This window comes from Streptomyces sp. WAC04114 (assembly GCF_019733245.1).
Classification (GTDB): Bacteria; Actinomycetota; Actinomycetes; order Streptomycetales; family Streptomycetaceae; genus Streptomyces; species Streptomyces massasporeus_A.
Genome location: NZ_JAIGQA010000239.1, coordinates 1 through 10402, shown reverse-complemented (window position 1 = coordinate 10402; position 10402 = coordinate 1). Strand labels below are relative to the sequence as shown.

Annotated in this window: 12 protein-coding genes; 3 read left to right on the top strand and 9 right to left on the bottom strand. The window is 70.3% G+C overall.

The window, feature by feature from the left end:
- The coding region (locus K4G64_RS36035; protein ID WP_221760101.1) for a metallophosphoesterase at positions 1–872 on the top strand (872 nt) is incomplete at its 5' end.
- Positions 873–987: 115 nt separating this feature from the next.
- On the opposite strand, the gene K4G64_RS36030 is transcribed toward K4G64_RS36035, so the two are convergent.
- From K4G64_RS36030 to K4G64_RS36020, 3 genes are read right to left on the bottom strand one after another with little or no spacing between them, the layout of a single operon-like run.
- Complete coding sequence (locus tag K4G64_RS36030) at positions 988–1731, bottom strand: TetR/AcrR family transcriptional regulator (protein ID WP_221760100.1); 744 nt, start codon at positions 1729–1731, stop codon at positions 988–990.
- 32 nt (positions 1732–1763) lie between these two features.
- Positions 1764–2303 carry a DCC1-like thiol-disulfide oxidoreductase family protein gene (locus tag K4G64_RS36025; protein WP_221760099.1) on the bottom strand — a complete coding sequence of 180 codons (540 nt, stop codon included), beginning with the start codon at positions 2301–2303 and terminating at the stop codon, positions 1764–1766.
- 15 nt (positions 2304–2318) lie between these two features.
- Positions 2319–2726, bottom strand: a complete 408-nt coding sequence (locus tag K4G64_RS36020) for a hypothetical protein (RefSeq protein ID WP_031107864.1) — start codon at positions 2724–2726, stop codon at positions 2319–2321.
- A 121-nt stretch (positions 2727–2847) separates the two neighbouring features.
- Here K4G64_RS36020 and K4G64_RS36015 point away from each other — a divergent pair, with 121 nt between their 5' ends.
- Entirely contained in the window at positions 2848–3240 is a 393-nt protein-coding gene (locus K4G64_RS36015) for a hypothetical protein (protein ID WP_221760098.1), read from the top strand.
- Positions 3240–5729, top strand: a complete 2490-nt coding sequence (locus K4G64_RS36010) for a DUF4132 domain-containing protein (protein WP_221760097.1) — start codon at positions 3240–3242, stop codon at positions 5727–5729. The genes K4G64_RS36015 and K4G64_RS36010 overlap by 1 nt, the downstream gene beginning before the upstream one ends.
- 3 nt (positions 5730–5732) lie before the next feature.
- Here K4G64_RS36010 and K4G64_RS36005 read toward each other — a convergent pair whose 3' ends face one another.
- The 6 genes from K4G64_RS36005 to K4G64_RS35980 all read right to left on the bottom strand — a co-directional run.
- Positions 5733–6344, bottom strand: coding sequence for a Uma2 family endonuclease (locus K4G64_RS36005; RefSeq protein WP_221760096.1), 612 nt, complete (start codon positions 6342–6344; stop codon positions 5733–5735).
- A 152-nt stretch (positions 6345–6496) separates the two neighbouring features.
- A complete protein-coding gene (locus K4G64_RS36000) occupies positions 6497–7276 on the bottom strand; it encodes a succinate dehydrogenase iron-sulfur subunit (RefSeq protein WP_031107859.1) in 780 nt (259 codons plus the stop codon).
- The gene (sdhA, locus tag K4G64_RS35995; RefSeq protein WP_221760095.1) at positions 7276–9030 is read right to left on the bottom strand and encodes a succinate dehydrogenase flavoprotein subunit; all 1755 of its coding nucleotides are present in this window, start codon (positions 9028–9030) and stop codon (positions 7276–7278) included. The genes K4G64_RS36000 and sdhA overlap by 1 nt, the downstream gene beginning before the upstream one ends.
- A 19-nt stretch (positions 9031–9049) precedes the next feature.
- A complete protein-coding gene (locus K4G64_RS35990) occupies positions 9050–9532 on the bottom strand; it encodes a succinate dehydrogenase hydrophobic membrane anchor subunit (RefSeq protein ID WP_189591659.1) in 483 nt (160 codons plus the stop codon).
- Positions 9533–9537: 5 nt separating this feature from the next.
- Positions 9538–9918 carry a succinate dehydrogenase, cytochrome b556 subunit gene (gene sdhC / locus K4G64_RS35985; RefSeq protein WP_221760094.1) on the bottom strand — a complete coding sequence of 127 codons (381 nt, stop codon included), beginning with the start codon at positions 9916–9918 and terminating at the stop codon, positions 9538–9540.
- Between the two features lie 191 nt (positions 9919–10109).
- Positions 10110–10402 (bottom strand): 2-oxo-4-hydroxy-4-carboxy-5-ureidoimidazoline decarboxylase (locus K4G64_RS35980; protein ID WP_308122582.1); only part of this gene is annotated, 293 nt, incomplete at its 5' end.

Here is a 10402-nt window from a genome sequence, read left to right as displayed (position 1 = left end):
CCGTACGTCCCGTACCCCACGGTCCCGACGGCGGCGGCCGCGCCGGCCCCACCCGCCGTCTCTTCGTCTCCCGGGTCGTCGCGGGGGCCGCCGCGGCCGCCGCCGTCGGGACCGTGGGGTACGGGACGTACGGCGTGCTCCGCGGGCCCAAGGTCAAGCGGGTCACCGTGCCGCTGGCCAAGCTGCCGCGCGCCGCGCATGGGTACCGGATCGCCGTGGTCAGCGACGTGCACCTCGGCCCGGTCCTGGGACGCGGCTTCGCGCAGAAGGTCGTCGACACGATCAACGCCACCCAGCCCGACCTGATCGCGGTCGTCGGCGACCTGGTCGACGGCAGTGTGAAGGACCTCGGCCCCGCGGCCGCTCCGCTCGCCCAGCTGAGGGCCCGTCACGGCTCCTACTTCGTCACCGGCAACCACGAGTACTTCTCCGGCGCCGGGCAGTGGGTCGAGGAGGTCCGCCGTCTGGGCATCAACCCCCTGGAGAACGCCCGGAGGGAGATGCCGTACTTCGACCTGGCCGGAGTCAACGACGTCGCCGGCGAGGACGAGGGCCAGGGCCCCGACTTCGCGAAGGCGCTCGGCGACCGCGACACCGCACGCGCGTGCGTCCTGCTCGCCCACCAGCCCGTCCAGATCCACGACGCCGTCGAGCACGGCGTCGACCTCCAGCTCTCCGGCCACACCCACGGCGGCCAGCTCTGGCCGGGCAACCTCATCGCGTCCGGCGCCAACCCCACCCTCGCGGGCCTGGACCGCTACGGCGACACCCAGCTCTACGTCTCGCGCGGCGCCGGCGCCTGGGGCCCGCCCACCCGCGTGGGCGCCCCGTCGGACATCACCGTGATCGAGCTGGCTTCCAGGCAGGCCTGACGCCGCCCCCACCCTGTGAGAACGCTGTGAAAGCGGACCGGAACGGTATCTGCCGGACGGCACGGGCGGGTTCCGCCTGCGGCGCCTCACCGGCCTCTGACGGCCGGCCCCGGAATCAGGAGTCGGAGCGCCGGGCCGCCGGGTCGGGGATGGCGTTCGTCATGCCCGGCAGGAACTCCGTGAACAGCTCGTGCACCTCGCGCACGAGGGGCCGCAGCACCCGGAAGCGGGCCAGGGCTACGCCCCGCGCGGTGAGCCGGGCGCCGCGCTCGGCCAGCCGGTAGCTGCGCTCGCGCCCCTCGGTGCGGTCGAAGATCCAGTACAGGACCAGCCCCATCTGGGACAGCCACATCAATTCGGGGAGGATGTCCCGCAGTTCCTCGGGCACCTTGGTCTTCGTGGCCCCGGCGAGCACCTCCCGGTGGACGCTGATGGCCTCCTCGCGCGCGTGCTCCGACTCCGGCGAGAAGGGGCTGAGCGGGCTGTCCGGGTCGGCGGCGTTCTTGAAGAACTGCACCGCGAACTCGTGGTAGGGCGCGGCGATGTCCAGCCAGGCCCGCAGCACCCCGGCGAGACGGGTCTCCAGGTCGCGCTCGCGGTCCAGGATCTCCCGGACCGCCACCTGGTGCTCGGCGGCGATCCGGTCGTAGAAGCCCTGGATCAGGTGCTCCTTGCCCGCGAAGTAGTAGTACGCGTTGCCGACGGAGACCCCTGCCTCCTTGGCGATGGCCCGCATCGTCGTCTTGTCGTAGCCGCGCTCCTGGAACAGCCGCATGGCCGTCTCCAGGATCAGGGCGCGGGTCTGCTCGGACTTGGTGGGGGTGGCGCCGTCGTCGGGGCCGTCGTTCTTCGCGGGCACGGAAAGAGAGCCTAACGTCAGCACGGGTGCGGCTACCGAGGGGCGCAGCTGCCGTCGGAGCAGCCGGGCGCGGTGTGGGTCCAGCCTGTGCCGGGGGCGTACGACCAGCCGTCCGCGCGCCGGTACATCTGGCCGCCCCACTGTGCGCCGCCGCGCTGCCCCCGGTGCGCCTGCGCCCCGCGCCACTTGGCGGTGGCGAGCACCGCGCCCCTGGCCAGCAGGGCGCCGGAGGGGGTGCTCAGCCGGTGGGCGAGCGGCCGGTGTTCGCGCAGCGCCCACAGGGTGACCACCCAGGCGGCGGGGCCCCGGTAGACCTGCCCGGCGTCGCCGACGACGGTGATCTCGTCGAGAGTGGCGCCGTGGTCGAGGCCGGGGAAGCGCCGCCGGGCCTCCTCGGAGCCGGCCGGGACCGGCTCCAGCGGCACCAGCTGGGGCTGCCGCAGGAGCCAGTCGCGCAGGAACGCGCACAGGGAGCACTCGGCGTCGTACAGGACGGTGAGCCGGCGGACCGGTGCGGGTGCGTTCCCGCCGGTCGCGGTCGTGCCGGTCGCGTTCGTGCCGGTGGCGTTCACGTGGGCCTCCTCCGCTCAGGCCTGCGCCTGCGGGGCCACCCAGCCCTGCGGCGGCACCGGGGGCACCTGCTCCCGCTCCATGGCGCCCCGGCGCCGGATCCGGTTGAGCACGTAGACGTTGGCCAGGTGCATCACGCCGAGCACCAGCAGCACCACGCCGAGCTTGGTCGACAGGGCCTCGAAGATGCCGCGGGCGTCGGTGATGGTCTCGTCGTCGCTCAGGTACAGCGCGACGAACCCGAGGTTGACGAGGTAGAAGCCGACCACCAGGAGGTGATTCACGGCGTCGGCGAGCTTCTCGTTGCCGTGCAGCACGTCGGCCAGGAAGACCCTGCCGTTCCGGCTGAGCGTGCGGGCCACCCAGATGGTCAGACCGATGCTGACCAGCAGGTAGATGACGTAGGCGATGACCGTGCGGTCCATGGCTCCAGCCCTTCTTGAACACGTTCAAAACGCTGTCGGGGATGACTCTAGACCTACTTTTGAACATGTTCAACACAAGGGCCCGGGGGGATTGTCAGTGGTGCCTCGTACTGTCGTCGGCATGGGAATCGTGACGTTCGTCGACGAGACGACGGCGGGGGAGCGGCGCACGGCCTGGGGGCTGGAGATCGCCGAAGAGCGGCTGACCGTACGGGAACTGATCCGGCGCCGGGTGTTCCAGGAGGTCGCCGAGTACAACGCCCGCACGCCGGAGGTCTTCCAGGGCCTGGTGCAGCCGGAGGACGCCGAGCGCGTGGTGAACGGCTACCAGGTGCGCACGCCCCGCCGGATCGACCCCGAGGCGCAGACGGCCCTGGCGGAGCGGGCCTTCGCGGGGAACGGCTTCCTGGTGCTGGTGGGTGACCGTCAGGTCACCGACCCCGACGAGGAGATCGAGCTGACGCTCGGCACCGAGGTCACCTTCCTGAAGCTCGTCCCCCTGGTCGGTGGCTGATGAACTCCTTCCGCACACCCCGGTCGCACACGGACCGGCTGCGCAACCGGATCGCCGACGGCGACATCGGCCGGGTCGCCGACGAGGCGCTGCGCGTCATGGACTCCAGCCGCGGCGCCTGGGGAGCGGGCTGGGAGAAGGTGCTGGACCAGCTCCGCGCCCTGTCGGCCGAGCACCGCCGCGAGCTGCTGCATGCCCTGGCCGACCGCTTCCACCAGGCCGGTGACGACACCGAGGCCCGCTGCCGCCATCTCGCCCTGTGCACCCTGATCGCCGAGGGCCTCGACGGCGCGGAGCCGCTCGCCGACGATCCACTGGCCGCCGAGCGACGCAAGGCCCTGGACGACCTCGCCCGCTGCCGGTCCTTCTGGTACGTGACCCGCTTCGAGGTCCTGGTCCGGGCCGAACTGGCCGTGGGCCGTCCTCTCCCGGCCCCCGTGGTGGCCGTCGTTCGCCGCGCGGCCCTGGACGCCTACCGCGGGGCCGACCTCGTCGTGCTGGCCCGGCAGCTCACCGACCCCGTGCTCAACGTCGGCGAGGCCTGGGCGGAGCAGGCCCTGGGCGATGCCACGACCCCCGACTGGCAGGCCCTGCTGGCCCACGCCCTCACCGCCACCGCCTCGAAACCCACCGCCAAGTGGGACGAACAGGCCCGCGCCCTGCTGAACACCCTCGGCACCGATCGCGTCCGTGACACGGTCCTGGCCTGGCTCGCTCTCGTCGGCCGCCCCCGCTCCCTCCCCCTGGAACGCCAGGAGTGGGAGCCGGACATCAACAACGCCTACGACCCGTACAACGCGACGGCCCTGCGCGGCCTGGCCTGGCTCCTCTCCCTGCTGCCGCCCCACACCGGCACGGCCCGGGCCCTGGGCGCCCTGGTCGAGACGTCACTGAAGAAGGTCGCGGGCCTCGGCCCCCGCAATCCGAAGGTCGCCAACGCCGGTGTCATCGCCCTGGCCCGCATCGATTCCGAGGCGGCCCTGGCCGAACTCGCCCGGCTGGCCACCCGCGTGACGTACAAGAACACGGCCAAGCTCCTCGACACGGCCCTGGAGGCCCGGGCCACCGCACTCGGCCTCAGCCGCGAGGAGATCGAGGAACTGGCCGTCCCGGCGTACGGCCTGACGGACGTCGGCCACGCCGAACACCACCTGGGCGAGGCGACGGCACTCCTCGACGTCCGCGGTTCGCGAGCCCTGCTGAGCTGGCGCAACGCCGCCGGCAAGCCGGTCAAGTCCGTGCCGGCGGCCGTGAAGCGCGACCACCCGGACGACCTGAAGGACCTCAAGTCGGCGGTCAAGGACATCGACAAGATGCTCTCGGCGCAGAGCGAGCGCCTGGACCGCCAGTTCCTCGCCCGCCGCACCTGGCCCTACGCCACGTGGCGCGAGCGCTACCTCGACCACCCGCTCGTCGGCACCCTGGCCCGCCGCCTGCTGTGGACGATCGACGGCGTGACGGCCGGCTACGCGGAGGGCGAGCTGCGGACCCTGTCCGACGACCCCCTGCGCCCGGGCACGCGGGTCGAACTCTGGCACCCGGCCGGCCGCGAACCCGCGGAGATCGTCGCCTGGCGCGACTGGCTGGAGCGGCACGGCATCACCCAGCCGTTCAAACAGGCCCACCGCGAGATCTACCTGCTCACGGACGCCGAGCGCGCCACCGGCAGCTACTCCAACCGCTTCGCGGCCCACGTCCTGCGCCAGCACCAGTTCCACTCCCTGGCCGCGATCCGCGGCTGGCACAACAAGCTGCGCCTGTGCGTCGACGACTCCGCCCCGCCCGCCACCCGCGAGCTGCCCCAGTGGGGCCTGCGCGCCGAGTACTGGATCGAGGGCGACGGCGAGGAGTACGGCGTCGACACCACCGAATCCGGCAGCTATCTGCGCCTGCGCACCGACCAGGTCCGCTTCTACCCGATCGACGCCCCGCAGAACTCGGCCCACTGCTCCGGCGGCGCATACGCCATGTGGCTTCGCGACGGCCAGGACCCGGTCGACCCGATCCCCCTGGCGGACATCCCGCCCCTGGTCCTCTCCGAAGTCCTGCGCGACGTCGACCTGTTCGTCGGCGTGTCCAGCGTCGGCAACGACCCGACCTGGCAGGACGGCGGCCCGGGCGGCCGCTTCCGGGAGTACTGGACGTCGTACGGCTTCGGCGAACTGAACGCGAGCGCCGAGACCCGCCGCACCCTGCTCGACCGCCTGATACCCCGCCTGGCCATCGCCGACCGCTGCACCCTGGAGGGCCGCTTCCTCCACGTCCGCGGCGACCGCCACACCTACAAGATCCACCTGGGCTCGGGCAACATCCTCATGACCCCGAACGACCAGTACCTCTGCATCGTCCCGAAGTCCGCCCCGACGACCCCGGGCACGGGCTACCTCCCCTACGAGGGCGACCGCATGCTGGCGGTCATCCTGAGCAAGGCGATGATGCTGGCGGCGGACACGAAGATCACGGACCCTACGATCCTGAGCCAGTTGTGAGAGTCAGTCGTCCGGGCTCGACCGGCCCGCTGCCAGGATCGCGGCGACGTCCAGGGTGACTTCGGCGCCGACGGTGTCGGGGAGCGTGACGAGTTCGCCGGGGACATGCGGACGGTGCTTCTCGTAGGAGTCCCCGGCGGGTTCGGTGAGGACGTGCAGGCGCTGGTGCTTGCGGTCGACGATGACATACACGGGGACCTTCGATTCCGCGTAGGCGGTGACCTTGGTGCGCAGGTCCGTCCGGTAGTTGCTGGAGGTGACCTCCAGGACCAGGCGGAAGCAGACGGGGTCGTAGCAGTTGTTCTCGATGAGGTGGTCCCGGTAGTCGGCGTCCACGAGTGACAGGTCCGGGATCGCGTAGTCCTCCGTACCGGTCGGCAGCCAGAGGCCGATGCCCTGAACGAGCTTCGATCCCGGCCCATGGAGGCCCGCTTCCATGAAGGGCAGCATGAGGTCGGTCAGGGCCACCGCGTGCGCGCCGTCAGGGGGTGGGGACACGAGGATCTGGCCTCCGATGATCTCGACTCGGTAGCCAGGGTTGCGCTCCATGAGCCGGTTGGCCTCCGCGATCAGCGGACGCCTTCCGTAAGGCCGCTCGACGGCTGCAGCGGACATCAGGGTGCCTCCCGTGGCTGGTGTCGAGAGCATCATCGTAGGCCGGACGACGTCCGTGCGGGCCGTTCCGCTGCGTTCACCCAATGGTGTGGCATATGCCAGAGGGCCCCGTTTCCAGCGGAAACAGGGCCCTCATCAGCAACCGGCGAGCCTCAGAAGCGGCGCGTGATCAGCGCACGCTTCACCTCGGCGATCGCCTTCGTGACCTCGATGCCGCGCGGGCAGGCGTCCGTGCAGTTGAAGGTCGTGCGGCAGCGCCACACGCCGTCGCGGTCGTTCAGGATCTCCAGGCGCTGCTCGCCGGCCTCGTCGCGCGAGTCGAAGATGAAGCGGTGCGCGTTGACGATGGCGGCCGGGCCGAAGTACTGGCCGTCGTTCCAGAAGACCGGGCACGACGTGGTGCAGGCCGCGCAGAGGATGCACTTCGTCGTGTCGTCGAAGCGCTCGCGGTCCTCGGCCGTCTGGAACCGCTCACGCGTCGGCTCGTTCGTGTCCTTCGTGATGAGGAAGGGCATGACGTCGCGGTACGCCTGGAAGAACGGCTCCATGTCGACCACGAGGTCCTTCAGGACCGTGAGGCCCTTTATGGCCTCGACCGTGATCGGCTTCTCGGGGTTGATGTCCTTGATCAGGGTCTTGCAGGCAAGACGGTTCTTGCCGTTGATCCGCATGGCGTCCGAGCCGCAGATGCCGTGCGCGCAGGAGCGGCGGAACGTCAGCGTGCCGTCCAGGTCCCACTTGATCTTGTGGAGGGCGTCGAGGACGCGCTCCTTGGGGTCGATCTCCACCTGGAAGTCTTCCCAGACCGCCTCCGCCGCGACCTCCGGGTTGAAGCGGCGGATGCGGAAGGTGACCGTGATGTAGGGGGAGTCGGCGAAACCGGGCTCGGGCTTGCCGGCCGCGTCTTCCTTGTCCAGAACAGGGGTAGCCATCAGTACTTACGCTCCATCGGCTGGTAGCGGGTCTGGACGACCGGCTTGTAGTCGAGACGGACGGTTTCGGAGCCGTCGGCGCCGACCTCGCGGTACGCCATGGTGTGCCGCATGAAGTTGACGTCGTCGCGGTTCGGGTAGTCCTCGCGGTAGTGACCGCCGCGGGACTCCTTGCGGGCGAGCGCGGAGACCGCCATGACCTCGGCGAGGTCGAGCAGGTTGCCCAGCTCGATGGCCTCCAGCAGGTCCGTGTTGAACCGCTTGCCCTTGTCCTGGATCGAGACGTTCTTGTAGCGCTCGCGCAGCTCCGCGATCTTCTCGACCGCCGTCTTGATCGTCTGCTCGGTGCGGAACACCATGACGTTGGCGTCCATGGTCTCCTGCAGCTCGCGCCGCAGTTCCGCCACCCGCTCGTTGCCGGTGGCGTCGCGCAGCCGCTCCACCTGCGCGACCACGAGTTCCGCCGGGTTCTCCGGCAGCTCGACGAACTCCGCCTTCTGCGCGTACTCCGCGGCGGCGATGCCCGCGCGCTTGCCGAAGACGTTGATGTCCAGCAGCGAGTTCGTGCCGAGGCGGTTGGCGCCGTGCACGGACACGCAGGCGACCTCGCCGGCGGCGTACAGGCCCGGAACGACCGTGGTGTTGTCCGCCAGGACCTCACCCTCGACGTTGGTCGGGATGCCGCCCATGGCGTAGTGCGCGGTGGGCTGGATCGGGATCGGGTCCGTGTAGGGCTCGATACCGAGGTAGGTGCGCGCGAACTCCGTGATGTCCGGGAGCTTGGCGTCCAGCTGCTCCGGCGGGAGGTGCGTGAGGTCGAGGTAGACGTGGTCGCCCTCGGGACCGCAGCCGCGGCCCTCACGGATCTCCGTGTAGATGGAGCGGGAGACGACGTCACGGGACGCGAGGTCCTTCATGACCGGCGCGTACTTCTCCATGAAGCGCTCGCCGTCCTTGTTGCGGAGGATGCCGCCCTCACCACGGGCGCCCTCCGTCAGCAGGATGCCCATGCGCCAGATGCCGGTCGGGTGGAACTGGAAGAACTCCATGTCCTCCAGCGGCAGCCCGCGGCGGTAGACCGCCGCCTGGCCGTCACCGGTCAGCGTGTGCGCGTTGGACGTCACCTTGAAGAACTTGCCGCAGCCGCCGGACGCGTAGACCACGGACTTCGCCTGGAAGACGTGGATCTCGCCGGTGGCGAGCTCGTACGCCACCACACCGGCCGACTTCTTGACGCCGTCGACCTCGGTGATCAGCTGGTCCAGGACGTAGAACTCGTTGTAGAACTCCACGCCCTCCTTGACGCAGTTCTGGTACAGCGTCTGGAGGATCATGTGGCCGGTGCGGTCGGCCGCGTAGCAGGAGCGGCGGACCGGGGCCTCGCCGTGGTTGCGGCTGTGACCGCCGAAGCGGCGCTGGTCGATCGTGCCGTTCGGCGTGCGGTTGAACGGCAGGCCCATCTTCTCCAGGTCGAGGACGGAGTCGATGGCCTCCTTCGCCAGGATCTCGGCGGCGTCCTGGTCGACCAGGTAGTCCCCGCCCTTGACCGTGTCGAAGGTGTGCCACTCCCAGTTGTCCTCCTCCACGTTGGCCAGCGCGGCGGCCATGCCGCCCTGCGCGGCGCCCGTGTGGGAGCGGGTGGGGTACAGCTTGGTCAGCACGGCGGTGCGGCTGCGCTTCGTGGACTCGATGGCCGCGCGCATGCCCGCGCCACCGGCGCCGACGATGACGGTGTCGTACTTGTGGATCTTCATGATTCTCGCAACCCCGTGCCTAGCGGATGTTCGGGTCGAAGGTGAAGATCACCAGCGTGCCCAGCAGGATGGTGAACACCGTGGCGGTGTAGAGCAGGCCCTTGAGCCACAGCCGGGTGTTCGCGCGCTCCGCGTAGTCGTTGATGACCGTGCGCAGGCCGTTGGCGCCGTGCAGCATGGCGAGCCACAGCATCAGCAGGTCCCAGACCTGCCAGAACGGTGACGCCCAGCGGCCGGCCACGAAGGCGAAGCCGATCTTGGAGACGCCCCCGTCCAGCACGAGCTGGATCAGCAGGTGGCCGAGGACCAGGACGACCAGCACGACACCGGACAGGCGCATGAACAGCCAGGCGGCGAGCTCGAAGTTGCCCCGGGTGGTCTTCGGGGTCTTCTTGGTGCGCTGGCGCGGGGCCTCGATGAAGGGCGCCGGGTTGTCGACGGTGTAGACGGCTCCGCCCTCGACGGGGCCGACGCCGGCAGCGGTCTTGTCAGTCGTGGACATGTGCGTCAGCTCCCGAAGAGTTCACGAGCGGCGTGACCGAGGACGGGGTAGATGGCCCCCAGCATCAGCACGACCCACAGGGCGACGACGGTCCAGAGCATCTGCTTCTGGTAGCGGGGACCCTTGGTCCAGAAGTCGACGGCGATGACGCGCAGGCCGTTGAGCGCGTGGAAGAGGATGGCGGCCACGAGGCCGTACTCCAGCAGCGCGACGATCGGCGTCTTGTACGTGGCCACGACGGTGTCGTAGGCCTCCGGGGACACACGGACGAGGGCGGTGTCCAGCACGTGAACGAACAGGAAGAAGAAGATGAGGACGCCGGTGACTCGATGAGCCACCCAGGACCACATTCCTTCCCGGCCGCGGTACAGCGTTCCAGCCGGCACGGAAGTTTCCTCCGGGAGCGGGGATTGGGGCCGCGCCGGCTTGGTGTGTCGGTCGGGCCCGGCCGGGTACGGTCCACCGGCCCCCAGCATCGTAGCGATGCGTTGCGGCCGGGCTGCGCCGGGGTCTGGCTGTGTGATCAAACTGGCATGCGTACGGGCTAGCCGAGCGGCTTCTGGGGTGGGCTGTCCTGTTATCGGCCGGGTGCGGGCTCGCTGTGGTCGAGCGCGCAGTTCCCCGCGCCCCTGAGGGCGCCCACCAGCCGTTCCTTCGCCAGGCGCCGCAGCTCGTCGGCGACTACGCTCCGCTCCTCCTCGGGATCGTTCGCCAATCGTGACCGGATGGCTTCGAGGAGCCGGTCCAGCGTCTCGGACGGGGACACCCCGGCCAGGCAGATGACGAACACGTGTCCGAAGCGGGCCTCGTAGGCGGCGTGGGCCGCGCTGAGGGCGGTGTGGGCCGCGGCGTAGGTGTCCGGGGGGAGGG

Bases quoted from the DNA above. Each gene is read 5' to 3' on its own strand.
- K4G64_RS36020 (WP_031107864.1), bottom strand. From the start codon at position 2,726: ATGGACCGCACGGTCATCGCCTACGTCATCTACCTGCTGGTCAGCATC.
- K4G64_RS36015 (WP_221760098.1), top strand. From the start codon at position 2,848: ATGGGAATCGTGACGTTCGTCGACGAGACGACGGCGGGGGAGCGGCGC.
- K4G64_RS36010 (WP_221760097.1), top strand. From the start codon at position 3,240: ATGAACTCCTTCCGCACACCCCGGTCGCACACGGACCGGCTGCGCAAC.
- K4G64_RS36005 (WP_221760096.1), bottom strand. From the start codon at position 6,344: ATGTCCGCTGCAGCCGTCGAGCGGCCTTACGGAAGGCGTCCGCTGATC.
- K4G64_RS36000 (WP_031107859.1), bottom strand. From the start codon at position 7,276: ATGGCTACCCCTGTTCTGGACAAGGAAGACGCGGCCGGCAAGCCCGAG.
- sdhA (WP_221760095.1), bottom strand. From the start codon at position 9,030: ATGAAGATCCACAAGTACGACACCGTCATCGTCGGCGCCGGTGGCGCG.
- K4G64_RS35990 (WP_189591659.1), bottom strand. From the start codon at position 9,532: ATGTCCACGACTGACAAGACCGCTGCCGGCGTCGGCCCCGTCGAGGGC.